We start from the raw sequence: 26,254 nt of genomic DNA on the forward strand, positions 1-26,254 counted from the left end.
CCTCCCCGGTTTTGCGTTCGCGCCACAGGAGAACGGCATGGTCCCAGCCGAAAGGCCCCAAAGCGCGGCCCGTCTCGTCGAGGGCAAGGCCCTGCTGGATACGGCCCTGGCCGACGGCAACGTGGATGTGGCCTATGTGCGCGCCCTGTCCGACGTCTACGACCGCTATTTTCGCGAACGGCTGGCCGAGTTCGAGGAGGACGGCGCGGTGCGCCCCACATTCGCCCTGGTCGCCGTGGGCGGCTATGGCCGCCGGGAGCTGTGCCCGGCCTCGGACATCGACGTGCTCGTGGTCTACGGCGGCGAGGCCCCGGGCGACGCCGCCGAGCTGGCCCGGTTCCTCTTTTTCCCCTTGTGGGACCTGGGCGTGGACCTCGGCCACGGGGTGCGCGCGATCAGCGAATGCCTGGAGCTTGCGCGCAGGGACCAGCAGGTGCTGGCGTCGTTTCTCGACATGCGCGTGGTGGCCGGCGAAACGGCCGTGGGCGAGGGGCTGCTCGACCGGTTGCGCCGGGACGTCTTTCCCGCCTGCGCCGCGGATTTCGCCCGCTGGCTCGACGCGGCCAACGCCGTGCGCAAGCACAACTACGGCGACGCCGGCGGCATGCTCGAACCGGACCTCAAAAACGGCCTCGGGGGCCTACGCGACGCGCATCAGGTCCGCTGGCTTCTGGCCCTGGACCCGGGCCGCGACGGCGACGCGCGGGTGCTCGCCAGGGAGCTCGCCGCCCTGGAAGCCGACGCCGCCTTCGTGCTCACGGCGCGCATGCACCTGCACCGCCTGTGCGGCCGCAAGAGCGACAAGCTTTATTTCGAGTTCCAGGAGCGCCTGGCCGAGGCCATGGGTTTCGGCCCACGGGGCGACCGGGCCGGGGTGGAGCGCTTCCTCTCGCGGCTGCTGCGCCGCATGGCCGACATCAAGGCCCTGCGCGCCTCGGCCTGGCCGCTTCTGGCCGGGGCCGTGGGCGCGGTGGACCTGGACGCCCCGGCCGTGCCCCTGTCCGGCGGCGTGGAGCGGGCCGCCGAGGGCATCCGTTTTTCCCCGGGGCTTTCCGACGCGGCGGCCATGGAGGCCGTCTTCGACCTGCTCGGCGCAGGCGCCGCGACCGGCGTGCCCCCCTCCCACGAAACCATGCGCCGCCTGCGCTCCCTGGCCGTCGCCCTCGGGAGGCTGGCCGACGTGTCGCCGCGCACGGCGCGGCGTCTCTACGAGGGACTTGGCGCGGTGATGCTCGCCGACACCACGGGCGCGGCCATGGACGCGGTCATGTCCTCGGGGCTCCTTCGCGCCTTGCTGCCGGAATTCGCCCGCGTCGAGGACATCGTTTCCTTCGACATCTACCACGTCCATCCCGTGGGCCGGCACAGCCTGGAGGCGGTGCGCCTGCTTGCCGCGCTGCGCGCCGGCGAGGGCGATGCGCGGTTTCGCGCGCTCCTTGCCGGCCTGCCCCGGCCCGAACTCGTCTTCTGGGGAACGCTGCTGCACGACGTGGGCAAGGGCCTTGGCGGCGGGCACGCCGAAAAGGGCGCGGCCCTGGCCGAGGAGATGCTCTCCCGCCTGTCCGCGCCGCCCGAGGCCCGGCAGGCCGTGGCCGCGCTCGTGCGCGAACACCTGCTTTTGCCCGAGACGGCCACGGGCCGCGACCTGGCCGACCCCGACGTGGTCGCCCGGGTCGCCTCGCGCGCGGCCACGGTGGAACTGCTCGACATGCTGGCGCTCATCGCCCGCTGCGACGGCCTGGCCACCGGGCCGCAGGCCTGGACCGCCTGGAAGGAGACCCTCGTCCTCGACCTCTACGCCAAGGTGCGCACGGCCATCGAGCAGGGTCGGCTTTTCGACCGCGACGACGCCCGGGTCATGCTCGCCACGCGCGAACGGCTGCGCGAGGCGGCCAAGGGCCGCCTGGACCCCGAGGCCCTGGAACGGGCCATCCTGGCCATGCCGCCGCGCTATCTGGTCGTGGAGAGCCCGGAGACCATTCTCGCCCACCTGGAACTCCTGACCCGGCTCGACGCCGCGGCGGCCGAGGAGCGGCGCATGCGCCCGAGCCCCCGGGAAGGGCAGGGCGGCCGCGACGTGGTGGCGCTTGCCCACGAGGCCCTGCCCGGCGGCGAAGGCTTCGCCGTCACCGTGGTGGCGCGGCGGGTGCGGGCGCTCTTCGCCACCGTGGCCGGCGTGCTCGCCCTGCACGACCTCTCCATCCACGACGCGGACGTGTTCGTCTTAAACGACGGCGCGACCATCCTCTCCCTGCGTACGGCCAACCCCCCCGACGTGCTCTACGCCGACGAGGTCTTCGCCCGGGTGCAGCGGGCCATCCGCTACGCCCTGACCGGCAAGCTCTTCCTGGCCTACCGTCTGGCCCGGAAGCGGGCGTCGCTGCTTTTCGGCCCCACGGTCTCCGGACCGCGCACGCCGCCGGCCATCGTGCTGGACAACCGCGCCTCGGACCTCTTTACGGTGATCGAGGTGACCTGCGACGACCGGGTGGGCCTTTTATACGACATCGCCCGCACGCTCTACGAGCTGCGCCTGGAAACGCACCTGGCCAAGGTGATGACGCCGGCCGGCCGGGTGCGTGACGTGTTTTACGTGCGCGGCTACGACGGCCGACGCGTGGAGGACCCCGAGCAGGTGCGGGAAATCAAGGCGGCGTTGCTCCACCGGCTGGCCGATGATCTGTGCGTGTTGCACTGACCGTATGACCGGGCTCGCGCGGCGCGGCGCAATGCTTTCTGCGTCGCCCGCGCTTGACGCCGGCCGTCAATGCGGCGATATATTGGACATCCGCGCCGCGCCGTGATGCCATGAAGCGGCCGGCAAGGAGTTTTCATGACGGACCGCGACGCCACGCCCCTTACGCCGCGCATCGGCGAGCCTGCCCCGGACTTCGAGGCGGAAACCACCCACGGCATCCTGCGCCTGGAGGATTTCCGGGAAAGCTGGCTGGTGCTCTTCTCCCACCCTGCGGACTTCACTCCCGTGTGCGCGACCGAACTCATCGCCTTCGCCGGGGCGCGCGAAAAGCTGCGCGCCATGCGCTGCGAACTGCTGGGCCTGTCCGTGGACTCCGTTTTTTCCCACATCGCCTGGGTGCGTTCCCTCGAATCCAGGTTCGCCGTGACCATCGACTTTCCCCTGGTGGCCGACGTCACCGGAGAGATGGCCCGGCGCTACGGCATGCTCATGTCCGCCGAATCCCCCAACGAACCGGTCCGCATGACCTATGTCATCGACGACCGCGGCATCGTGCGGGCGTTTTCGGCCTACCCCATGACCACGGGGCGGGACGTGGGCGAAATCGTGCGCCTGGTGGCCGCGTTGCAGGCCACCGACGCCCATGGGGTCGCCACCCCTGCCGGCTGGAAGCCGGGCGAGCCGGTGCTCGCTCCGCCGCCGCGCACGCAGGCCATGGCCGAGGAAAGGGCCAAGGCGGGCGGTGCGGCCTGTCCGGATTGGTATTTTTGCAAAAAGGAGACTTCATGACTTCCGATGCCCGCATCGATGCGGACGAAAGCATTGCTGCGATAAAGCCCGACGGAGCCCTGACCCAGACCGCCAAGGACATCCTGCGCGCCTGTGATCCGCCGGCCACGGAAGAAGACATCAGCCGGGCCCTGGTGCGCCACTTTTCCCAGGTGCAGCCCATGGTGCGCGACATGGTGAACCTGGGGCTGCTCGAAGAGGTCGAAGGCCGCCTCGCCCCGACGGAACTGGCCTTGGAGAAGTTGTCCCGGTAGCGCGGGTGCGCTGCCGGGAAACCGCAAGGAGGGAGACGCCGCGGCTCTCCCGACGCCCTTTACGGCCGGGGATTGGGGTATTATGTACCCCTGGCGCATCGCGGCGGACACCGGGCCGCGGCGCGCCGGGAGGTTGGGTCATGTCCATGGATCGGCCGGGGACGGCTCCCACGCCGCAGGTGACGGACATCTGCGCCCGTTGCGCCGCCGCCGGCCCCACCTGTTGCGAGTTGACCCCGGGCCACGAGGACCAGTGCTTCCCCGTTTCCGAGTCGGAGCGGCACCGCATCGTCGAACATGCGGGCCTTTCGCGCGGGGCCTTCACCGCGGAGCCCAACAGCGCCGCATTCCTGTCCGGCATGCACCGCCTGTTTCCCCGGGAACGCCAGGCCGTGGAAGCGCTTTTCCCGGCGGGCGGCCGCCATCTGCGCCTGTCGGTTTCGCCGGCCGGGCGTTGCGTGTTTTTGCGTTCCGACGGCTGCGCCTTGCCAAGGCAGGCGCGGCCGTATTATTGCCGCCTCTTCCCGTTCTGGATGGCCTCGGACAGGGTGTCGGGCTTTGCCGCCGCGACCTGCCTGGTCCATCGGGAAGGCCGCACCGTGACCGGGATGCTCGCCTTGCTTGACGTCACCGAAGCCCAGGTACGGGACTTGCATGGTCGGCTGCGGCTGGCCTGGGGCCTGCCGCCCAAGGAAGGCATGCCCGCCGTCACTCCCCCCCCAGCGAGATTTGGCACGTGAAAAAGCTTCTTATCCTTTTTGTCATTTTGCTCGTCATCGGTGGTCTCTCCGGTGCGGCCGGGCTCGTGGGCCTGTATTACTGGGCTTCGAGCGATTTGCCGAGCTTTCGGAAAATTACCGATTACCGTCCGCCGCTCGTCACCACCATCTACACCCGCGACAACAAGGTGCTGGGCTACCTCTATTCCGAAAAGCGCTTCCTGGTGACGCTTTCGGAAATGCCGGATTTTCTGCCCAAGGCCTTTCTCGCCGCCGAGGACTCCACCTTCTACCAGCACGAGGGCGTGGACATCTCGGCCATCGTGCGCGCCATGATCAAGAACCTCCAGCGCGGCGGCATCAAGCAGGGCGGCTCCACCATCACCCAGCAGATCATCAAGCGGCTGCTGCTGTCGTCCGAAAAAAGCTACAAGCGCAAGGTCAAGGAAGCGATCCTGGCCTATCGCCTGGAGAAATACCTGACCAAGGACGAGATCCTCACTATCTACCTCAACCAGATCTACCTGGGCTCCCGGGCCTACGGCGTGGAAGCCGCGGCGCGGACCTATTTCGGCGTCCACGTGGGCGATCTGACCATCGCCCAGGCGGCGCTTTTGGCCGGCCTGCCGCAAGCGCCCACGCGCTACAGCCCGTTCCGCGATTTCCAGTCGGCGAAGAACCGTCAGAAATACGTTCTCGGGCGTATGCTCGCCCAGGGCTGGATCACGCAGGCCCAGCACGACGCGGCCGTGGCCGAGCCGCTGGTGTTCAAAAGCATGCCCGACCCGTCGTGGGAGGTGGCCCCGTTCTATTTGGAAGAGGTGCGCCGGGAGCTTATCGACCGCTTCGGCGAGGACCAGGTCTACAACGGCGGTCTGCACGTGCACACGGCCGTGGACCTCAAGCACCAGGAGGCGGCCGAGCGGGCTCTGCGCGAGGGGCTCGTCGCCTCGGAGAAGCGCCGGGGATACAAGCCTACCCTGGAGAAACTCGACAAGGACAAATACGACGATTTCTACGCCCACAGCAACGTGCCCGAGTCCCTGCTCGTGCCCGGGCGCTGGGTCAAGGCGCTGGTGCAGGAGGTTTCCGGCCAGGGCGCGGTGGTGCGCTTCGGCGACAAGTACGGTTTCATCCCGGCCGAGGAGATGAGCTTCGCCAAGGGCAAGGTTGAGCCCGGCGACCTCGTCTGGGCCTCGGTGCTGGCCGTGCCGGAAAAACCCGGCGCGGAAAAGCCTGCGGCGCAGAAAGCCGCCGAGGCCCCCGCTTCCGGCAAGGGCAAGGGCGGCAAGGCGCAGGCCGCGGCCCCCGCGCCCCAGCCGGTGAAATCCGGCCGGCCCATGTGGAAGCTCGCCATGCAGCTCGAACCGCGCATCGAGGGGGCCATCGTGTCCATGGACCCGCGCACGGGCGAGGTGCTGGCCTGCGTCGGCGGCTTCTCCTTCGAGAAAAGCCAGTTCAACCGCGCGACCCAGTCCTTCCGCCAGCCCGGGTCCTCGTTCAAGCCCATCGTCTATTCCGTGGCCATGGACAATGGCATGACACCGGCCACGGTGGTCATGGACGGCCCCTTTTCCTACCGCGATCCCTGGAGCGGCCAGGTCTGGTCGCCGGGCAACTACGAAGGCGACTACGGCGGCCCCATGACCATCCGCTCGGCCCTGGCCAAGTCCAAAAATCTGGTTACGGTGCGCGTGGCGCAGCAGGTGGGCATGAAGAAGATCGTGGAGCGGGCGCGCGAGCTCGGGCTTCGCGGCGAATTCGTGCCGTACCTGCCCGTGAGCCTGGGCGCGGTGGCCGTCAATCTCCTGGACATGGTGCAGGCCTATTCCGCCTTCGCCCGCGACGGCTCCACGATCAAGCCCCGCTTCGTGCTGGACGTCAAAAGTCCCTGGGGCGAGGAGATCTTCGTCAACAAGCCCGAGATCAAGCAGGTGATTTCGCCGCAGACCGCCTACATCATGGACTGCCTGCTCAAGGAGGTCGTGCGCGCCGGCACGGCCACCGCGGTCAAGGTGCTGGGGCGGCCGCTGGCCGGCAAGACCGGCACCACCAACGATTTCCAGGACGCCTGGTTCATGGGTTTTTCGCCGTATCTGCTCTCCGGCTGCTACATCGGCTTCGACCAGCCCAAGCCCATGGGCAAGGGCGAAACCGGTGGCCGGGCGGCTCTGCCCATTTGGCTCTCCTACCGCAAGGCCGTGGAGGACGATTACCCGGTGGAGGACTTCTCGCGGCCGCCGGGCATCGCCATGGGCACGGTGGACGGGGTGCCGATGGCTTTCAAGGAAGGCACCGAGCGCGGCTCCATGGCGATCATGGACGAGGAGCAGGAAAAGGCTTTCTTCACCGACCCCAACGCGCCGCTCGGCAAGGGCGAGGACCTGCTCAAGCAGATGTTCTAGCCACTCCCGCAATAAAACGGCCCGCGTCGCCATCGGCGACGCGGGCCGTTCGCTTTTTTTCTGGGAAAATTGTCCGGTCGCAGAGCGGCGTTCGCGCCGCGCCCGACGCTGCACGGGCGGGCATGCACGGGGCGCGACGGGCTTGTGCCCTGGCACGCGCGTGCCCGGAGCCCATGGTGTGGAAAACACGAAGCCGTGGGTTGCTAAATGCGACGGTTTGCTTTCGCTGCAAAAGCAACGAAGTGATTTTTTGAAAAATGTAATGGAATAAGCGGCAGGGTCAGGCGGGATTGGCGCTTGAATGGCGATATGATTTCTTGCGCGTTGTTTGGATGCGATGTGAAGGTTGAATTGTAAAAATAAATATTGTCTCGGTATTGCTTAAGCAGTGCCTGGAAGTGCGCGGGTTATGCTTTGGTGACGTTATTTGTTGCAAAAGGTTACGGCGTAAAATTATTATTTTAACCATAAACTCCCTGGGCAGGCGTCCGATAAGGGCGGCAATGGTGCACGAAACCAAAGGAGAGACGCCATGTCCACGGACCTGATCAGCCTTAATTATTCTTCTACCAATACCCTTTCCACCCTGACCGGAAGCTCGACCACGTCGAGCACGAGTGCCTCGTCGGATTCGGATTCCACCGCGCTTACGATTTCCGGCGACGAGAAGAACTTTTCCAAGGGCGCGCAGACGATGCAAAAGCTCAACGATCTGGCAAGCTCTGACCCGGAGAAGTTCAAGGAAGCGGCCCAGAAGATTTCCGACAGTTTGAGTGAAGCCGCCAGCAATTCCTCGGATTCCAACGAGGCGAAGATGTACAGCGACATGGCCGACAAGTTCGCCGAGGCCGCCAAGTCCGGCAACATGTCGTCCCTGAAGCCGTCCCAGCCACCGAGCGGCACGGGAGCCCAGTCCGCCGCCGCCCAGGCCTACGGCAACACGGCGCAACAGTCTTCCGGCAGCAATCCCATGGAAAAGATGGACAGCATCATTTCCAGCGCCCTGTCCGGCATCAGCGCGAGCGAAGCCTAGTTTTTCACCTCCGTGCGCTTTCCTGCGGGCCGGCCGGCCCGCAGGAAAGCGCACGGCCGTCTGTACGCCCTGCGCCAATGCCGCCTCTCTCCTCTCGCCCGTTACACCCCTTGCCCCCTTTGAGGAGGTCCAGGAGGGGGGCATCCCCTCCTGGCCGCCGGAGGCATCTTCTCTTCCCCCTCTTCCTTTCCCCCTTCTCCTCTCTCCCCTACACGCCTTCCTGGTCCTTGCGGCGGCCGGGGGCGGTGTTTTCGAGACTGAGGCTCGCTGCGGGCGGGTAGCGGCCGGCCAGCACGCGCATGTCGGCCAGGTAGCGGCGGAAGCTGCTTAAATAAAACGCCAGGGCCGGCGCGAAGTTGCGGCCGACGAGGCCGTCGATGAGCAGGCGGCTGATCTCTTTTTCCCGCCGCAGCACGTCCTGGGAGAGCAGGAAGACGCGGCGTTCCTCCTGGCTCATGCCGCGCATGGTCTTGGCGAGCACAGGCCGCGCCTGGGGCTGGCACATCCAGAAATAGAGGAAATCCAGAGCGTTGACGATGACCACTTTCTCCAGGTCGGCCCGGCGCTGGCGCAGGTCGGCCATGAGCGCCTTGGGCGTCTCGAGCAGGCTTGCCGCGTCCGCGTCGGGGTAGGCGCGTTCGATCTGCGCCTGGGCCTCGTAGAGTTGGCGGCATTTGTCGCGGTAGTCGCGGATGCGCATGCGCTCGTAGCGCGCCCGGTCGGCCAGGCCCTCGATGCCGGCGGCCACGCAGTCCGAGGCGAACTTCGAGATGATGGCGGCGAAGGGCTCCAGCGCGGTTTCCGGCGATGCCGCGCCGGCGGCGCGAAGGGCCAGGGCCAGGCCGTGGTTGATGCCGAGGGCCAGGGGAATCGAGAGGATGGTGCGGAAGAGATTGCCGACGGCCGCGGCCGTGGGTAGGCCGCGGTAGAGGTTGTGGCTGGCCAGGTAGAGGCCGTTGGCCAGGGCCATGATCGTGAAAAGCGCCAGGGGATTGGTTGCGGTGGTGATGCCGAGCGCCTGTTCGAGCAGCAGCTTGCGCGTGAGGATGTCGAGCAGGGGCACGGAAAAGCCGGTGAAAAAAAGCGAATCCGCGATGCGGTCGATGCTCACGTGATCGCGCAGCGCAACCAGCGAGCCGTGCCGCCGGCCGCCGCAGCCGATGGCGGCCTGGACCACGTTTCTTAGCCCCGTGATGCCGAACCAGATGCAAGCGCCGCCGTAGGCCAGCACCCACCAGGAATTGACCGAGGCGAAGGACGCGGCGGCCACGCCGAAGCCGACCAGGATCTTGAGCGCGTTCTTGATGTTGCCGCTGACGTAGCGCAGCCGCAGCCGGGGGCGGGCCGTGGCCGCGTGGAGCCTGTCCGCGGTCTTGTCCTGGATGCCGCCCAGGGTGTGGATGTTGGCCGTCTCCGGCGTCGCCTTGTAGTAGCGGCGCGCCGTCCACGACAGCCGCCAGTGGTAGCCGGCCATGCGCAGGCCGGGCAGTTCGCGCAGGCGGCGCAACAGCCGCGTGCACGGCCCCGGGCCGAAGGCGTCGGGCAGGGCGGACAGGCGAGGGGTCACGGCCATGCCCACGGAGATGGACCGGCGCAGGCTTTCCTGCGGGGCCTTGGCGCGCCGGGCCAGATGCGCCAGGGCGCGCGCGGGCAGGGTGTCGGCCACCACCAGCCCCATGCCGTGGCAGGAGGTGGAGCGGCCCGTGGAATCCGAGCCCAGGCATGCGCCAAGCGGGGCCTGGCGGTAGATGTCGCAAAGGGCCGCCGCCTCCTGGCGCAAGGTCAGGAGCCGGTCGGCCGTGTCCTCGTCGCCTGCGTTGCGGGACCTTGCGGCAAGCAGCACGAGCAGGCGCTTGACCGCGGACACGTCGCCGGCGCTGAGGCCCGTCAGCACCTCCAGGGCGATGTCCGTGCCCTGCCCCGTGATCTCGAAGATGCGCAGGTTGAAGATTTCCAGGTGCGTGATCGCGCCCTTGCAGGCGAAAAGGGCGAGCAGCATGTCGGCCGGGGCCATTTCCGCCGCAACGAGGGTCAGGCGGTTGGGGCGGTGGAGCCGGGTCAGGCGTCTGGCCACAACGGCCGGCGGCTGCGACAGGCGTTCGGGCAGGGTCTCCCCGGGCGCGGCGGCGTCGGGTGGCGTGATGTCGGGATTGGCCGTGCGCGACAGGCAGCCACCGAGCAGGGCTTCGACCTCCAGGGCGTCGCAGGCGGCGTCCAGGGCCAGGCGCTGCGGCGCATCCGGAGGCGCGTCCGCAAGGGCTGTGGCCTGCGCCTCGAGCAGCGGCAGGGCCAATTCGTGGATGTAGCGCGCCAGATGGTAGACGCTCGGCTGGCCCGCGCCCACGAAGCGCAGGAAGGCCTCGGGATCGAGCGGCGGCAGGTTGAGGCCCGTGGCCTCGCGTAGCGCCTGACGGTGCCGGTCGTTGACCGCGTCGAGCAGCCTCAGGGCGTTGTCGCGCCAGCGCGCCGACGCGGCGCGCCCTTCCTCCATGAACCGGCGCACCTCGGGCCGGCCCAGGAAGGCCGCGAAGCTCCACGGCTCGGAAAGCCCGAGCGGCGTCCACAGGAGCTTGACCGGACGGCCGTCCTGGCGGGCCATGCATTCGATGGCGATGTCCGCCTCGATGCCCATGATGGCCGCCGCTTCCAGCAGCTCGGCCGCCGTGTCCTTGCCCACGAAATGGTAGTGGACCACGGTGAGGCGGCGGATGCCCTTGATCCAGGCGTCCATGACGAGGTGCGTGGGCGATTTGCGGCCCTTGGTGTTGGCGTCGTGGACGTGGTCGTCGAAGGCGAGCTGGTTTTGCGCCTCGGGCATCTCCAGCAGGTGGCGCTCGGCGAGCAGGCGGCGCACCACGCGGGGCTTGCCGGTCACGGCGGCGCGAAAGTCGTGGGCCAGTTCCAGGCGGCGGCGCGTGTCGCTCCGGGCGCGCACGAGATCCTTCATGATCTGGAGCAGCACCCGGGCCGTGTTTTTCTCCAGGCCCGATTCGGCCGTGGCCAGCACCTCGTCGCGCAGGGAGCGCAGGGCGGAAAGCCGGCTCTCCACCTGCCCCGCGTCCAGGGAGCCGAGCAGGCGCGCCGTGGCGTAGGCGATGCGCAGCTCGCGCGGGGCGGCCATCTCCTTGATGCCGTGGGGGTGGAGGTAGGGGGCGAGCAGCCGCCGCATGCTCGAGGAAGGATGCCCCAGCACGTCGTCCACGAGATCGAGCAGCGCCCTGTCGCGCCGGTCGAAATGCAGGCGGCCGGACAGGCCGTCCGGAGAGGGACGGGGAGTGGCCGTCTCGGGAGCCTGCGGGGGCGTGGGGGCCGTTTCCGGCTGTTCATTGGGGGAGGGCATAACTCTTTCGTATGTTACGAAAAAAAGGACTCCTTGGGAAGGGGAGCGCTGCTTCGCGCCGTGTCTTTCCGGGCGGGCCTTGGCCTTGGTGCGCGGTTTTGGTAATGAAGAATGCGCGCGGCCAGGGCATCGGCCGTGCGAGGGAGGCACGATGGGCAAACGCAAGGTTCCCGCTGCGGCGCTCGAATTGGCGCTCGAGGCGGCGGGTGAGGTGCGGCGGCTGGAGGCCGAGGCTTCGCGGGCGCTGCATGAAGAGGGCGACACCGCCGCGCACCGGGCGCGGTTGACGGAAAAATGCCTGGCCCTGGAGGCCTTGCCCGAGGAAACGGCGGGCGTGCTTAAGGGCAGCGACGCCGATGGCGCGGCGGCCTTTGCCGCGGGGCTCGAGGATTTCGCGCGCCGGGCCGGCATGGCGCTTTCCCTGGAAAGCATTTTTTTCATGGGCGCGCTGCTGTACCCGGAGGATTATCAGGACGGTGACCGCAACGACCTGGAACGGTTCCTTGACCGTTTCGAGGCGGCATAAGGACCAACCATGCAGGTTTTCACGCCCATTGCCATCAACGGCATGCGCAGCGCCAACCGTTTTGTCCGCTCGGCCACGGCCGAGGGCCTGGCCGCGCCCGACGGCGCGGTCACCGACCGCCTGGAGGCGGCCATGGCGGCCCTGGCCAAGGGCGGGGTGGGGCTCATCATTTCCGGCCACGCCTATGTGGAAAAACGCGGCCAGGCCGGCGTCGGCCAGATGGGCGTGCACGTCGCCGCCATGGAGGCGGGTGTGGCCAGGCTTGCGCGCTGCGTGCATGCCAACGGCGGCCGGTTCGTGGTACAGTTGGCCCATGCCGGCGGCCGGGCCAACCCGGCCCTGTCCGGGGAGCCGGCAGTGGGGCCGTCGGAAAGCGCGGGCGACGCCGCGGCCGGCATCGCGCCCTCCGCGGCCATGACCGCCGAGGACCTCGCCCGCCTCCAGGCGGCGTTCGGCGCGGCGGCCGCGCTTTGCCGCGACGCGGGCGCGGACGGCGTGCAGATCCATGCCGCCCACGGCTACGGCATAAGCCAGTTCCTCTCCCCGCGCACCAACCGCCGCAGCGGCGCCTACGGCGGCTCGCTGGAAAACCGGGCGCGGCTTTTGCTCGAAACCGTGAGCGCGATCCGGGGCCGGGTGGGGCGGGACTTTCCGCTCCTGGTCAAGCTCAACAGCGAGGATTTCATCGAGGGAGGCATGACCGCCGCGGAAAGCCGGCAGGTCGCGCTCTGGCTCGAGGCGGCCGGCGTGGACGCGTTGGAGCTTTCCGGCGGCGTGCTCGACGGCGGCAAACTCTCGCCCATCCGGCCGGGCAAGATCGCCATCCCGGACGGCGAGGCCTGGTACAGGGATTCGGCCAAGGCGCTCAAGGCGCAGGGCCTCTCCATCCCGCTTTTGCTCGTCGGCGGCGTGCGCAGCCTGGAAACCGCCGAGGACCTCGTGGCCTCGGGCACGGCCGACATGGTCGCCCTGTCGCGGCCGTTGATCCGCGAACCGGGCCTCGTGGCGCGCTGGCAATCCGGCGACGCGGCCCCGTCGGCCTGCGTCAGCGACAATCTCTGCTTCGTGCCCCTGCGCAAGGGCGAGGGCCTCTCCTGCCTGACCGAAGCCCGCCAGAAACGCCGCGCCGCGGCGCGCGAGAGGTAGGGGAGAGGAGAGGGGGAGAAGAATGCCTCCGGCGGCCAGGAGGGGGTGCCCCCCTCCTGGACCTCCTCAAAGGGGGGAGGCAGGGGTGTATGAAAGGGAAAGAGGCCGAGGGGAAATCAAGCGTCAGTCGGCTTCGTCCTGGATGAAGGCGATGGTCTTTTCAGGCAGGGCCTTTTGCACACTGCCGTCGCCCAGGGCGGCCAGATCCTCGGTAATGGTGAGCATGAACTGCGTGAAGCGGGCCTGCTTGTGCACGCGCTCCCTGGCATCGGGGCTGTGCCAGGCCTCCTTGAGCAGTTCCGCGGCGTGGTGGTGGATCATCAGCGCCAGCGGCCTGGGCATCGTGGCGTAATATTCCAGCATGTTGGCCTTCATCTCGTCGATGCTCGAGAGGAATTCGGCGAACTGCTCGGTCTGGCGCTCCTCTTCCATCTGCGTGCGCTTGCACTCCTCGCGAAAGCGGATTTCCATGATTTCCAGGCGCCTTTTGAGCTCGGCCGCGGCCACGAGCTTTTCCTCCTTGAGCCGGTCGAGCTCGGGCTGGTTCTCGCGCTGCCAGCTCGCGGTTTCGCCGCGGAAGGCGTTGATGAGCCTGGAAAAAAACTGCCCGATATTCTCAGGAAACGCCATGCCTACCTCGTTTGTTCGAAAAAGAGATCCATCACCAGCGGAACCTGCCCCGGGTCGGCGTCGGCAAGATACCGGTGCAGGGCCAGCAGGCCGTCGAAATCCACGACGGTGACGGTCTTTTCGATGAAGACCGACGTGCGCTGGTGCATGTAGGGAGTCATACGCAATTTGTTGGCTTCGAGCTGCTCGCGCACGATGACGGCCAGTTCGCGAATGTTGTCTCGCTGGAGCACGAGGGCCAGTTTGCGGCGTTTGGCCTGGCCCCGCGCAACAATGGCCTCGCGGATGCGCCGGTGTTTTTCCTCGCGGCGGGAAACGCGCGACTTTTTCCGGGAAAGATACACGTAAAGCCCGAGAACCGCGAGCAGGGCCGGACCGTACAGGGCTGCCACGGAAAAGGAGAAGAAGACAAGGGACATCTGGGCGGGATGGGGCGACATCTGGCGTGGCTACGTATCCGGGCAGTTGGCGGAAAAGAGGTCGCGTTGCGCGGGAACAGCCGGTGCGCAGTGCGGGCGTGCCGGCGGAAGGGGAGGGAGGAACGCGATGCGTCGCGGGAGCGCTTGTACCGTCATGACCATCATGCCGCCCGGCAAGGCCGTACGCGGAAAAAGCGTCCCGGCGTCCCGACAGCCTCGTTTTGACCTGTTAGGGGAAAGCGGCAGCGGCGTCAAGTCGGCGCGATTTTTGCAACGCTCTGGAATCACAGGCGTTACGTATATCGAATGCAACTCCCGGACGATCCGTCCGCCGGCTTCCCCCTCTTTGTCGCCCGCTCAAGCGCCGCCTGCAGCGTCGCCACGTCCACGGGCTTGGACACGTAATCGTCGATGCCGGCGGCAAGGAAGCGGTCCCTGTCCCCGCGCATGGCGTAGGCGGTCAGGGCGATGACGGGCACGCCGGCGTTGCGGTGCTCCGGAGGCAGATTGCGGATGGCCCGCGTCGCTTCCAGGCCGTCCATGACCGGCATCTGCACGTCCATGAGCACGCAGTCGACGTCCTGCTCGTCGAGGCGTTGCAGGGCTTCCTTGCCGTCCCGCGCGCACGTGACGCTGTAGCCCAGTTTTTCCAGCAGGAACTTGCCGGCGACGAGGCTGATCTCGTCGTCCTCGGCCATGAGGATGCGCGGCGGGCATGCCTTCGTGTCCCCGGCGACGGCTGCGGCGACGGCCGTCGCGGCGGCCGAAGCGGGATTGGGGAGGTGCAGGGGCAGGGAAACGTAGATCGTCGTCCCCGAACCCGGGGTGCTGTCGATGGCGATTTCGCCGTGCATGAGCCCGACGAGTTTGTGCACGATGGAAAGGCCGAGCCCCGCGCCCTGGAAGCGACGGGTAAACGAGTTTTCGACCTGGGAAAAGGGGGCGAAGATGTCCGTGATTTCCGCGTCGGAAAGGCCGATGCCCGTGTCGCTGATGCGAAAAAGCGTCCGAATCTCGCGGTCGCGGGGGCGGCAGGAAAGAGAAATTTCGATGGCCACGCCGCCGGATTCCGTAAACTTGATGGCGTTGCCGACGAGGTTGAACAGGACCTGAAGGATGCGGGCCTCGTCGCCGACGCACGTTTCCGGCAGGGCGGGGTCGATGGCGAAGGTCAGGGCGAGGTTTTTTTCCGCGGCCTTGGGCGTGAAGAGCTCGAGAATGGCCGTGCGCAGTTCCGCGACGGCGAATTCCCCGTCCACGATCCGCATCTTGCCCGCTTCCACCCGGGAAATATCGAGGATGTCCGAAAGCAGGCGCGTGAGGCGATTGGTCGATTTGATGGTCGCCGCGACGTATTCCTGTTGTTCCGGCGTAAGCGTCGTGCTTTCGAGCAGGTGCAGCATGCCGAGCATGCCGGAAAGCGGCGTGCGGATCTCATGGCTCATGTTGGCCAGGAACGCGGATTTGGAGCGGCTGGCCGCCTCGGCCTGGCTTTTGGCCTCGCGCAGGCTGTGTTCGGCCTCCAGGCGTTCGGTGATGTCCGTGTAGACGCCGAGTACGCCGGTGACCCGGCCGGAGGCGTCCTTCATGGGCAGCTTCGCGGTATCCAGCCAGATCTGCCCGCCGTCGGGCTTGCGCAGCTGTTCCACAATGTGCGCTTTGGGTCGCCCCGAGGCCATGACCGCCTGGTCGTCGGCCAGGAAGCCCGCCGTCTGTTCGGATGTCCAGGGCAGGTCGCGGTCGGTCTTGCCGACGATGTTCTGCGGGAAGGCGATGCCCGCGTCCCGGGCGAATGCGGCGTTGCAGCCCCGATAGACGGAAGCCGCGTCCTTCCAGAAAATGGATTGGGGGACGGCGTCGAGGATTTCCTGCAACAATCGCTTGTTGTCGCTGAGGTCCGCATAGGCCGTTTTGAGCGCGAGCAGCATGCGGTTGACGGACTCGACGATGTTGTCGATCTCGTCGTCGTAGTGCGCAGTTCTCTCGACGCGCAGGGGAGGGGCGTCCGTGCCCGGCGCGACCGCGCGGAAATAGCGGTCGATGGCGCCAAGCGGGGTGGCGACCATGTGCTTGAAGAAATGGAAGGTCACAAAGGACACGAGCGCCACGATGGCGAGGGAGGCGGCGAAGTTGCCGAAAGCCTTGCCGGCCGCGTCCGCAAGGAGAAACGACGTGTCCGCCTGCACGATGAGGCTCCCCAGGCGTTGCTCGCCCGTGGGCCCGGCATGGAGGATGGGGATTTCCGTCGTGAAGGCGTGGCCTTCCTGCTTCGTTCCCGCCTCCAGGGCAGGTTGCCCGTCCGCGTATACGGCGGCGAAGATGATCCGGCGGTAGTGGAGGATGCCTTCGAGCTGGGCGGAGAGCGTCTCGTTGTTGAAGTCCCAAAGCGATTCGCTGATGCCCGGGACCTGCGTCGTTTCGATCAGCTTGAGCGTCCGCCTGGTGGCGTCGAGTTCGTCCTTGTAGGAGAGCACGGCCTGGATGGCGGCCAAGGCCAGCGCCAGGGCCAGGCTTAAGAGCACAACCTGCCGCAACAGCCGGCGGCTGATGCTGTTGGTCCTGGGAGAGAGCTCTACGTGTGTGTCCATGGCGCGCGCCGCGGGTTACTCATGATCGGCAGGGGGGTGCTCCGCATAATGCCGCAAATACTTGCGCAGGAGCCGTTCCGGGACGCCTTGGGCGTCGAGCTCCTCAAGCCTTGCGCTTAGCCGTTCGAGCAGCGGCAGGCACGGGGAGCGCAGGCTGAAGCCGAAATGGATGTCCTGCTCGGAAATCGGGGGCGACAGGGCGACGACGGGATGCGCGAAGCGGTGCGTGGCCTGGTAGGCCTGGCCGGCGTAGAGGCTGGTGACGAAGTAGTCGATCCTGCCGGAATCGAGCTTGCGGAAGTTTTCCTCCATGCTGGGCGCTTCCTCGACGTGCAGCTGCGCGCGCATGTAGGCGTCGAAGCCGCCGCCGAAGGTGTCGCCGAGGCTCACGCCGCCGGTCTTGTCCCTGAGGTCGTCCCATTTTTCGTAGGGAAAGCGCCGGTCCGCCCGGACGAACGCCACGATGGGGTTGGGAAAGGCGCGGTGGCTGGTGAAGCGCAGGTATTGCGACCTCTCGGGCGTGATGCGCAGGCTCGCCAGCAGGTCGATCTTGCCTTCGCCGGCGAGAAGCAGGGCCCGTTTCCAGGGCAGGACCACGGGCTTTAAGCGCACGCCCTCGGGCGCGGCCATTTCCAGCAGTTCGATGGTGGCCCCGGCATAGGTCGCCTCGCCGATGGACCAGTCGTAGGGCGGGTAGTGCGGATTGGTCGCATAGACGAGCTCCTGGCACGCCGGGGCGTCGGCGTCCGGCGGCGTCGCCTCGGCGGCGCACTGCGCCACGGCATGGAAAATACCGAGCAGCAGGCAGCAAAACATCTGGAGGGCGATGTTTTTCATGATGCAATACGCTAGCATGGATCGCCAGGATGTTGCCAGTACTTCGAATGGGGAACGAGGAAATTCGAATGGATACGTGTGGGGATTGGTGGGGGACGCCAACCGGCGGATTTTCATGGCGTCCGGGACCGTGTGCGGCCCCGGACGCCTGGAGCGTCTAGAGGGAGTTGCGGAAAATGCGGGCAATGAGTTCTTCGCTGACCGGTACGGGGGCCAGGGGGAAGAGCATTTTGGACAGCGACGAGGCCATGGCCGTTTGCGTCAGTGCCGGGATATCGGCCTCGCTATAGTATGCGGCCATGGATGTGGCCTGCCCGACGCCATGGCACCATTGGCGCAACTTGCCGACGACGAAGTCCGTTTCGCCCGGCACGCCCTTGAGGCCGGGAATGATCGGCGCGAACAAGTCGGCCACGACTTCCGGCACGGCCGGATAGATTTCCTGGACCATGGCCGGCATGAGGATGCCCAGGCCGTCGCCGTGGGTGACGGCGGCGTTGAGGGTGCTCATGGCGTGCTCCATGGCGTGGGTGATGTGGAGCAGTCCCAGGTCGAAGCTGATGCCGGCGATGGCCGAGGCGTACATGAGCCAGTAGCGGGCGGTGAGGTTGCCCGGTTCCACGATGGCCGTGGGCAGGTAGGTGGCGACGAGGCGGATGGCGTCGCGGGCCAGGCCGATGGAATAGGGCGTGGTGGTGATGGTGGTGGCCGCTTCCAGGGCGTGGTTGACGGCGTCGATGGAGGTGGAGATCGTCTGCTTGGTCGGCATGGTCGCCGTCAGCGCCGGGTCCTCGATGGTGAAGGTCGCGTAGATGTGCGGCGAGTTGATGGCCGGCTTGTCCTCGCCATCGGACTGGGCCACGGCGAAGGCGTCGCATTCCGAGCCCGTGCCGTGGGAGGTGTTGATCAGCACCAGGGGCAGCGCGCCGGTGATGGGCTCGCCTTTCTCATAGAAGTCCACGGACTTCTTGCCGGGATGCTGCATGAGCACCGCGGCGGTCTTGGCGGTGTCCATGGCGCTGCCGCCGCCGATGGCGAGGATGGCCCCCGCGCCGAAGTCCAGGCCCATGGCCGCGGCTTCCTCGCAGTTGGCGTAGGTGGGGTTGGGGCGGACCTTGTCGTAATGTTTCCAGGCGACGTGGGCGTCGAGCGCCGGCTTGACGGTCTTCCAGGCGCCGCTTGCCGTGTAGGCGACGGCGTCGGTGACCACGAGCACCTTGCCCGTGCCCTTGGCGGCGAGCCCGGCCAGGATGTCGCCGACCTTGCCCACGGCCCCCACGCCGAAGTAGGTGGTGGGACGCGTGGGTTGCAGGACGAACACTTTGCGAATATCGATCTTCTTTTCCCAGTCAGCCATGCCGGTCCTCCTTGTGGAGCATTGTTGCGCCATGCGGCTGCGCGAGAGACCCCCTCTGCCAATAGACGCGAAGCCGCGTCATCATGCCTACATCGTTGTGGTATGAACCATGAGTTTGGGAAAGGGTAGCATGTGGCGGCGGGTTTGCAAGGGACAATTTGTCCCCGGGCCGCCGCCCGGCGCGCCGCAGTTCAGTACTTGCGCAGCTCGAACAGCTTTTTCGTCTGCGTCGAGACGATGTGGAAGTACTTGTCCTGGGGAATGAAGATGTAGGGCACGTCCTCGGCGCGGCGGAAGAGGAAATCCGAAAGGATCATGCGGTTGACCGCCTGGTGGCCGATGATCATGATGTGCTCGGAATTGCCGCTTAGGTAGATCGCCTTCTTGATGCCCCGGTAGACCCGGCCGGCCATGGTCGCGTAGCCCTCGCCGCCGGGGTAGACGAAGTTGTACTTGTTGCGGGCGCGCGCCGCGAAAAGATCCGGCATGTCCCGCTCGATTTCCGCATAGGACATGCCCTCGCAGGCACCCACGGCGATCTCGTCGAATTCCGGGAAGGCGTGGTGGATGGTCGTGCCCTTGCGCGTTTCCAGGAGCGGCTCGGCCATTTCCAGGGTGCGCGTGAGCGTGCTCGTGAAGATGTAGGGCAGCGGCGTGCCGATGAAATGGCGCGACAGCGCCCAGGCCTGTCTGCGCCCCTTTTCCGTGAGGCTCGCGTTGCCGCCCACGCGGTCCTTGACGTTGTATTCGCTCTCGGCGTGGCGCACGAGAAAGAGGTTCTTGATCCAGTCGGACATGAGCAGGTCGCGGATGCGGCCGTAGTAGGGGACGTCGCCGGAGACGTGCTCGGCGAGGATGCGGTTGTTGAGCGTATCCAGGCGCACGAGGTCGCGCACCTCGTGCGGCGGCTCGTAGATGTGGCGGTAGTAGCCGATGCGGGTGACGAAGCTGGCCTTGGCCTCGGCTTCGCTCAGGTCGGCGAATTCCGGCAGCCGGGTCTTGCGCGCCACGGACAGGGCGAGGAGTTCCGGGTCGTCGTTGATGCACTCGACGAAGAGCACCGGGTGGTTGGGGAGCTGCTCGCGCAGGGTCTCGCGGCGTTTGCGCGAGACGTTGGTCGCATCCAGGATGGCGATGTCGCCGTCCGCGGAAAGGAAGGCCTTGGCCTCGGCGAAGTTGACGGCGGCGATGCGTTCGCGAAGCGCCACCGCCTGGGCGTTGGACGGGTCGTAGAAGCCGGGGTGGGAGGTGTTGCCGGGGATCATGCGCCGGCGCACGTCACCGTTGTTGAAGATGCCGACCTTGATGTCGTCTTTTTCCAGGTTTTCCTTGATTTTGGCGGCGATGGTGGACTTGCCCATGGCCGGCAAACCCACCATGGCGATGTAGAGCTTGCGCGGCCGGGCCATGCGAATATCCTGTCCTTGGCGAGAGGTTGCTGCGGCTATCGGTTCTACTACTGGCGCATTGTTACTGTTTCCACGAAAAATGGCGACGTCTTTTTCATGGGAGGCGGCGTGAGCTTCGCTTCCCATGGAAAAGACGTCGCCATTTTCAACAAAACGCATGAACCGAAGCGGTTGCCTTCGGAGAAGGCCGGTCCGTTCCTGGAGGATACGGCGCTAGAGCAGCCCGACTTCCCAGTTGAAATGGCTGGTGCGCTCCCGCCTGGTTATGTCCTTGGGCAGCGGCTCGCGCAGGTCGGCGAACACGATATAGCCCGCCTTCTCCAGGGCGTCGCGGTGTTTGTAGAGGTCCATTTCCCAGTTGGCGTAGAGCCAGTAGGTGCGGTCGTATTTGACCGCCCACAGCCCTTCTTCCTTGGGGCTGATCACCGGCATGCAGGTCTTGACCTCGCCCGAGAGCACGCGGGAAAGCCCGAGCGGCCACGCGCCCTTGTACACGACGCCAAGGGGCAGCGGCGAAAGGGCCGGCAGCGCGAGCAGGTCCTCGCCGGAAAGCTCGGGCGTGACGAACGCGCCGGCAAAGCCCAGACGCGCCAGCTCGCCCAGGGCCAGCGGGTTGGCGATGTTGCAGAACGGCCCGGCCCAGAAATCGACGCCCTTGCCGCCCTTGGGGAAAAGCCCGGTCTGCCAGGGCGCGCCGAGCACGAAGCGCTTGCCCCCGCGCGAGACGATGGCCGCAATCAGGCTCACGAATTCGCTTTCCTCGTCGGGCCAGACGACCGGCGGCAGCCACCACCAGACCGTGGCCGCGCGCTGCAACGGCAGGTTGTGCGCCCGCTTGGTGGAGACCCAGACGCCGAAGGGGCCTTTTTCCTTGCGCATGTCCGGGTGCCGCCAGACGCTTATGGCAAGGGGCTCGACCCGGCCGGCCTTGCGGGGCTTGGGCAGCGCGGGCGAAAACTCCACAGGCTTGGCTTCGCGCTCGGGAATCTTGGCCAGCGCCGACTCCAGGGGGCCGATCTTGTCCATGAGCCCGCGTTCGCGGCGGTCGATGAGAAAGGCCGGCATGCCCGATTCCGGGCGCGGGCCGTCGGCGAAGGTGAGCGTCAGGCGGCCGCCCTTGGGCACGGCGCGCGTGACCTTGACCACGCGGTGCCCGGGCTCGTCCTCGACGCCCAGGCGCACGAGGTCGCCGGGCAGCAGCGACACCCGGGCCGAAAGGTTCCACTGGCCGGGCTTGGCGCCGCGCGTCAGCTTGCCGGCGGGCATGCCGGAGCCGGTGCGCTCCTTGGTGTCGACGGGGTTTTTCGGGCGCTGGGACAGGAAATTGTAGTTCGTGGTCGCCCGGCCGAGCGACTGCTCCAGGAAGCTCGCGGCCATCTTCTTGGCCGAGGCGTCGTCCGGGGCGTCGCGCAAAAGCTTGTAGGCGGCCACGGCGTGGTAGACGTAGTGCGGCCCCTTCTTGCGGCCCTCGATCTTCCAGGCCGTGATCTGCGGAATGGTGAGCAGCGCCTTGGTCAGCACGTCGAGGCTCAGGTCCTGGCAGGAGAAGTAGCGGCCCTTGACGCCGCGGTGCTCGTAGAGGCGGCGGCAGGGCTGGACGCAGCGGCCGCGCAGCCCGGACTTGCCGCCGAGGAAGCTGCTCCAGTAGCAGCGGCCCGAGACGTTGTAGCACAGCGCCCCGTGCACGAAGGCCTCGAGGGAGAGGCCCTCGGGCGCGGCCTCGGCCATCTCGCGCATCTCGTCCACGGACAGTTCGCGCGGCAGCACCGCCCGGGCGAAGGAGAGCCCCGGCAGCATGGCAAGGCCGGTGGGGCTCGACACGTTGGCCAGGGTGGAGAGGTGCAGCTCGCCCTTGTACCCGGCCTGGCGGGCGATCGCGGCCACGCCGAGGTCCTGGACGATGAGCGCTTCCGGGCCGACGTCGGCCACGAGGCGTTTCACCAGCCGGCCGGCCTTTTCGGCCTCGTCGGGTTTCAAAAGCGTATTGACGGCGACGTAGGTGCGCACGCCCCTGCCCCGGGCCAGTTCGGCCAGGGCGGCAAGCTCCGAGATGGAGAAATTGCGGGCCAGCATGCGGGCGGAAAAATGTTTGAGGCCGCAGTAGACGGCGTCGGCTCCGGCGGCCAGGGCCGCCAGAAAGGAATAGGGGTCCCCCGCAGGGGCCAGGATTTCAGGCTTTTTCGCCTCGGTCATAGGGATACTCGTTTGCAGGAATTTCGGCGGGAGATGCCGCGAGGCAGTTAAGATACGTCAATCCCGACCGGGAGGGAATCCTTTTTTCGCCAGCCTGCCGGCAGGCTTCCAGGGCCGCATGCCAAACCCGTTACCATATTGCAACAGTTCGGGTTTGGTGCGATGGTTCCCGGATACACTTTTCGCTGGAGGGCGGGCCGTGAAGCTGGTCACCGAGCAAATGGAGCAGTATCTGTCGGGCGGGGCCTGGATTCGCAAGATTTTCGAACAGGGCCTGGAACTGAAAAAACAATTCGGCGAAGACGCGGTCTGCGACTTCTCCCTCGGCAACCCCGACCTGCCGCCGCCGCCCGTGGTCGGCGAGTGCCTGGCCGAACTGTCCGGCCAGATGGACAGGCCCTTCGCCCTGGGCTACATGCCGAACCCCGGCTACCCCGAGGTGCGCGCCGCCCTGGCCGAACACCTGAGCAAGGAGCAGGGCGTGGCCGTGGCCCCGGGCGACCTGCTGCTCACGTGCGGCGCGGCCGGCGGCATCAACGTCTTTTTCCGCGCCGTGCTCACCCCCGGCGACGTGGTCCTCTGCCCCTCGCCCTATTTCGTGGAATACGCCTTCTACGCCGCCAACCACGGCGCGATCCTGACGCCCGTGCCGACGAAGCCCGACACTTTCGACCTGGACATCCCGGCCATGGAGGCGGCCATCACCGACCGCACCATGGTCGTCATGATCAATTCGCCCAACAACCCCACGGGCCAGATCTATTCCGTCGAAACCCTCAAGGAGCTCGCGGCCATGCTCACGCGCGTGAGCGCCGGCCGGGAGCGCCCCATCTACCTCCTTGCCGACGAGCCGTACCGCTTCCTGGCCTACGACGGCGCGGTCGTACCCTCGGTGCTGCCGCTTTATCCCTATTCCCTGGTCATCGGCTCCTTTTCGAAAAACCTGTCCCTGCCCGGCGAGCGCGTGGGCTATGTCGTGGTTTCGCCGGACATGCCCGGCCGGGAAAAGCTCGTCGCCGGCATGGTCTTCGCCAACCGCATCATGGGCTTCGTCAACGCGCCGGCCGTGGGGCAGGCGCTGTTGCTGCGCGCCCTGGGCCAGGACGTGGACCGGGAAATCTATGCGCGGCGACGCGCGGCCATGGCCCGGGTGCTGACCAACGCGGGGTATGAATTTTTCATGCCGCGCGGCGCATTTTATTTCTTCCCCAAATCGCCCGATCCCGACGAAGTGGCCTTTGTTTCGCGGCTGGCCGAGGAGCGGGTGCTGGCCGTGCCGGGACGGGGATTCGGCCTGCCGGGCCATTTCAGGCTGGCATTTTGCGTGGACGAGGCCGTCATCGACCGGTCCGAGGCGGGCTTTCGGCGCGCCAACGGCCGATAAGGCGTCCGATAAATAACTGTTGACAGGGACAGGGCGCGGGATTAACTCCCGCCCATCAACACCCGGCTAAATCTTTGTCACCGTCTCCGAGGATCTTTGCGTTTGCCAAGCTCCCGCGACCCTGAAGAATTAGCCAAATAACAGTCTGGAGCTTTAGCAGATGTCCAAGAAACTCTATGTCGGCAACCTTCCTTTCTCCACCAACGAAGACGAAATCCGCGACCTGTTTTCCGCCTACGGCGACGTGCAGTCGGTCAACCTGATCGTTGATCGCGAGACCGGCCGCCTCCGCGGCTTCGGCTTCGTGGAGATGACCACCGAAGGCGCCGACGCCGCCATGGAAGCCCTCAACGGCAAGGCTTTCGGCGGCCGCGACCTGCGCATCAACGAGGCGCAGGAGCGTCAGCCCCGCACCGGCGGCGGCTACGGCGGCGGTGCCCGTCGCAACAGCTGGTAGACCCCGGTCTGCCGGCGCCCCACCGACGTCAAGGCCCCGTCCCTGCGGACGGGGCCTTTTTTTCCCGTTCCGGCGTGCCGGGACGTCGTGTCTTGACGTCTTGCCGATTGGCGGTTAAGTAGTCAAACTTTGCCCTTTACAGAGGTACCCTGGGACCATGTTCGACAACCTGACCGACAGACTCGAAGACGTCTTCCGCAAGATCAGAGGCCATGCCCGTCTGACCGAGGAGAACGTCCAGACCGCCCTGCGCGAGGTGCGTCTGGCGCTGCTCGAGGCCGACGTCAATTTCAAGGTCGTCAAGGATTTCGTCGACCGCGTCCGCGAACGGGCCATGGGCCAGGACGTCCTCAAGAGCCTGACCCCGGGCCAGCAGGTGGTCAAGATCGTCCACGACGAACTCGTGGAACTCCTCGGCGGCCAGGCCCAGGAACTCGACCTGTCCGCTTCGCCCGCCGTCATCATGGTCGTGGGCCTGCAGGGCTCGGGCAAGACCACCACCAGCGCCAAGCTCGCGCTCAAGCTGCGGCGGGAACTGCGGCGCAAACCCTACCTCGTCCCGGCCGACGTCTACCGCCCGGCGGCCATCGACCAGCTGCACAAGCTCGCGAGCCAGCTCGACATCGAAGCCTATCCGTCCACGCCGGACATGAACCCCGTGGACATCTGCGCGAATGCCCTGGAAGAGGCGAGGCGCACCGGCCACGACGTGGTGCTGCTCGACACCGCCGGCCGGCTGCACATCGACGAAACCCTGATGGACGAGCTCGCCGCGATCAAGGACAAGACCCATCCGGGCGAGATCCTCTTCGTCGCCGACGCCATGACCGGCCAGGACGCCGTGACCGTGGCCGCGGCCTTCGACGACCGCCTCGACGTGACGGGCGTGGTGCTCACCAAGATGGACGGCGACGCCCGGGGCGGCGCGGCGCTTTCCGTGCGCCAGGTCACGGGCAAGGCCATCAAGCTCGTGGGCACGGGCGAGAAACTTTCGGACCTGGAAATTTTCCATCCCGACCGGGCCGCCTCGCGCATCCTCGGCATGGGCGACATCCTCACGCTCATCGAGAAGGCGCAGACCGACGTGGACGCCGAGGAAGCGGCGGCCATGGAGAAGAAACTGCGCAAGGCGCAGTTCACCCTGGACGACTTCCGCACGCAGATGCGGCGCATCAAGAAGCTCGGCTCCATCGAGGGCCTGCTCAAGATGATTCCGGGCATGTCGCAGATCAGAAAACAGCTCGGCGAAGTGCAGATGCCGGAAAAGGAGATGGCCCGGGTCGAGGCTATCATCAATTCCATGACCAAGGCCGAGCGCGCCACGCCCAAGATCATCAATGTCAGCCGCAAGGAACGCATCGCCAGGGGCTCGGGCACGACGGTGCTGGAAGTCGGGCAGCTGCTTAAAAATTTCACCCAGATGCAAAAGATGATGCAGCGCATGATGGGCGGCAAGGGCATGCCCTCCATGCCCAAGATGCCGCCTGGCATGAAGATGCCGGGCGGTATGCCCGGCGGGATGCCGCAGATGCCTCCCGGCATGGGCGGCATGGATGGCATGCCCCCGGGCGGCGGCGTGCCGGCCGACCCCGAGGCGGTGAAGGCTGCCCGCGCCGCGGCAAAGGCCGCGGCCAAGAAGAAGAAGGATCAACGGAAGAAACGGAAAAAGCGCTAGGCGCAAGCATCCGCGCTTTCCACAACAACGATCACGCATCGCAATAAAGGGAGATACGTCATGGCCATGAAACTGCGTCTGACCCGCATGGGTTCCAAGAAGCGCCCGTTTTACCGCATCGTCGCCATGGACTCCGCCACCCGCCGTGACGGCCGGGCGTTGGAGTACCTCGGGCATTACAACCCCATGGTTGACCCGGCGGAAATAAAAGTGGATAGTGAAAAAGTGCGGTTCTGGCTTGAGCGCGGCGCCAAGCCCACGGATACCGTGCGCGCCCTGCTGCAGAAGGCTGGCGTCTAACGCCACCGGCTTTCACCGCTTTGAAGGAGAGGTCCGGGCCGGTTGCCGCGACGTCGCCGCGTTCGTCCCCGGGTACGGCCCGGGGGCAATCCGGA

Annotated in this window: 20 protein-coding genes; 12 read left to right on the forward strand and 8 right to left on the reverse strand. The window is 66.8% G+C overall.

The window, feature by feature from the left end; genetic code table 11:
* The first annotated feature begins 37 nt into the window (after positions 1-37).
* The 6 genes from Q368_RS0103765 to Q368_RS0103790 all read left to right on the forward strand — a co-directional run bounded on the left by Q368_RS0103765 (position 38) and on the right by Q368_RS0103790 (position 7,898).
* Positions 38-2,698: a [protein-PII] uridylyltransferase family protein gene (locus Q368_RS0103765; protein ID WP_029457429.1), complete on the forward strand. Its 2,661-nt coding sequence runs from the start codon at positions 38-40 to the stop codon at positions 2,696-2,698.
* Positions 2,699-2,833: 135 nt separating this feature from the next.
* The gene (locus Q368_RS0103770; protein ID WP_029457430.1) at positions 2,834-3,487 is read left to right on the forward strand and encodes a peroxiredoxin; all 654 of its coding nucleotides are present in this window, start codon (positions 2,834-2,836) and stop codon (positions 3,485-3,487) included.
* Positions 3,484-3,741, forward strand: a complete 258-nt coding sequence (locus Q368_RS0103775; protein ID WP_029457432.1) for a hypothetical protein — start codon at positions 3,484-3,486, stop codon at positions 3,739-3,741. The genes Q368_RS0103770 and Q368_RS0103775 overlap by 4 nt, the downstream gene beginning before the upstream one ends.
* A 140-nt stretch (positions 3,742-3,881) precedes the next feature.
* On the forward strand, positions 3,882-4,481 hold the full coding sequence (locus Q368_RS0103780; protein WP_029457434.1) for a hypothetical protein: 600 nt from the start codon (positions 3,882-3,884) through the stop codon (positions 4,479-4,481).
* Entirely contained in the window at positions 4,478-6,865 is a 2,388-nt protein-coding gene (locus tag Q368_RS0103785; protein ID WP_029457435.1) for a penicillin-binding protein 1A, read from the forward strand. The genes Q368_RS0103780 and Q368_RS0103785 overlap by 4 nt, the downstream gene beginning before the upstream one ends.
* A 532-nt stretch (positions 6,866-7,397) precedes the next feature.
* Positions 7,398-7,898 (forward strand): hypothetical protein, encoded by a 501-nt coding sequence (locus tag Q368_RS0103790; protein WP_029457436.1) that lies wholly within the window; start codon positions 7,398-7,400, stop codon positions 7,896-7,898.
* A gap of 208 nt (positions 7,899-8,106) precedes the next feature.
* Here the strand turns inward: Q368_RS0103790 and Q368_RS0103795 are convergent, their stop codons facing one another.
* Positions 8,107-11,238 (reverse strand): hypothetical protein, encoded by a 3,132-nt coding sequence (locus tag Q368_RS0103795; RefSeq protein WP_211249761.1) that lies wholly within the window; start codon positions 11,236-11,238, stop codon positions 8,107-8,109.
* Between the two features lie 151 nt (positions 11,239-11,389).
* Here Q368_RS0103795 and Q368_RS0103800 point away from each other — a divergent pair, with 151 nt between their 5' ends.
* Together Q368_RS0103800 and Q368_RS0103805 are read left to right on the forward strand one after the other, a co-directional pair.
* Positions 11,390-11,764 (forward strand): hypothetical protein, encoded by a 375-nt coding sequence (locus tag Q368_RS0103800; RefSeq protein ID WP_029457438.1) that lies wholly within the window; start codon positions 11,390-11,392, stop codon positions 11,762-11,764.
* Between the two features lie 9 nt (positions 11,765-11,773).
* Complete coding sequence (locus Q368_RS0103805) at positions 11,774-12,910, forward strand: NADH:flavin oxidoreductase (RefSeq protein ID WP_029457439.1); 1,137 nt, start codon at positions 11,774-11,776, stop codon at positions 12,908-12,910.
* A gap of 123 nt (positions 12,911-13,033) precedes the next feature.
* Here the strand turns inward: Q368_RS0103805 and Q368_RS0103810 are convergent, their stop codons facing one another.
* The 7 genes from Q368_RS0103810 to Q368_RS0103840 form a co-directional block, all read right to left on the reverse strand.
* Positions 13,034-13,540 (reverse strand): hypothetical protein, encoded by a 507-nt coding sequence (locus tag Q368_RS0103810; RefSeq protein WP_029457440.1) that lies wholly within the window; start codon positions 13,538-13,540, stop codon positions 13,034-13,036.
* A 2-nt stretch (positions 13,541-13,542) separates the two neighbouring features.
* Positions 13,543-13,980, reverse strand: coding sequence for a hypothetical protein (locus Q368_RS0103815; protein WP_029457441.1), 438 nt, complete (start codon positions 13,978-13,980; stop codon positions 13,543-13,545).
* Positions 13,981-14,252: 272 nt separating this feature from the next.
* Positions 14,253-16,547, reverse strand: coding sequence for a response regulator (locus Q368_RS23720; RefSeq protein WP_084158670.1), 2,295 nt, complete (start codon positions 16,545-16,547; stop codon positions 14,253-14,255).
* A 15-nt stretch (positions 16,548-16,562) separates the two neighbouring features.
* A complete protein-coding gene (locus tag Q368_RS0103825) occupies positions 16,563-17,384 on the reverse strand; it encodes a substrate-binding periplasmic protein (protein ID WP_052360017.1) in 822 nt (273 codons plus the stop codon).
* A 157-nt stretch (positions 17,385-17,541) separates the two neighbouring features.
* Positions 17,542-18,741, reverse strand: a complete 1,200-nt coding sequence (locus Q368_RS0103830; RefSeq protein ID WP_029457444.1) for an iron-containing alcohol dehydrogenase — start codon at positions 18,739-18,741, stop codon at positions 17,542-17,544.
* 191 nt (positions 18,742-18,932) lie between these two features.
* Positions 18,933-20,150 (reverse strand): bifunctional nucleoside/nucleotide kinase/histidine phosphatase family protein, encoded by a 1,218-nt coding sequence (locus Q368_RS0103835; RefSeq protein WP_029457446.1) that lies wholly within the window; start codon positions 20,148-20,150, stop codon positions 18,933-18,935.
* Positions 20,151-20,363: 213 nt separating this feature from the next.
* Positions 20,364-22,343 (reverse strand): peptidase U32 family protein, encoded by a 1,980-nt coding sequence (locus tag Q368_RS0103840; protein WP_029457448.1) that lies wholly within the window; start codon positions 22,341-22,343, stop codon positions 20,364-20,366.
* Positions 22,344-22,542: 199 nt separating this feature from the next.
* Between Q368_RS0103840 and Q368_RS0103845 the strand changes: the two genes are divergently transcribed.
* From Q368_RS0103845 to rpsP, 4 genes are all read left to right on the forward strand, one after another.
* Positions 22,543-23,727, forward strand: a complete 1,185-nt coding sequence (locus Q368_RS0103845; RefSeq protein ID WP_029457450.1) for a pyridoxal phosphate-dependent aminotransferase — start codon at positions 22,543-22,545, stop codon at positions 23,725-23,727.
* A 160-nt stretch (positions 23,728-23,887) separates the two neighbouring features.
* Complete coding sequence (locus tag Q368_RS0103850; protein ID WP_029457451.1) at positions 23,888-24,184, forward strand: RNA recognition motif domain-containing protein; 297 nt, start codon at positions 23,888-23,890, stop codon at positions 24,182-24,184.
* 157 nt (positions 24,185-24,341) lie between these two features.
* The gene (gene ffh / locus Q368_RS0103855) at positions 24,342-25,859 is read left to right on the forward strand and encodes a signal recognition particle protein (protein WP_029457453.1); all 1,518 of its coding nucleotides are present in this window, start codon (positions 24,342-24,344) and stop codon (positions 25,857-25,859) included.
* 60 nt (positions 25,860-25,919) lie between these two features.
* Positions 25,920-26,159, forward strand: a complete 240-nt coding sequence (gene rpsP / locus Q368_RS0103860; RefSeq protein WP_029457454.1) for a 30S ribosomal protein S16 — start codon at positions 25,920-25,922, stop codon at positions 26,157-26,159.
* Positions 26,160-26,254: the final 95 nt, after the last annotated feature.

Origin of the sequence: Solidesulfovibrio alcoholivorans DSM 5433, from assembly GCF_000702665.1 — a bacterium.
In the GTDB taxonomy this organism is placed as follows: Bacteria; Desulfobacterota; Desulfovibrionia; order Desulfovibrionales; family Desulfovibrionaceae; genus Solidesulfovibrio; species Solidesulfovibrio alcoholivorans.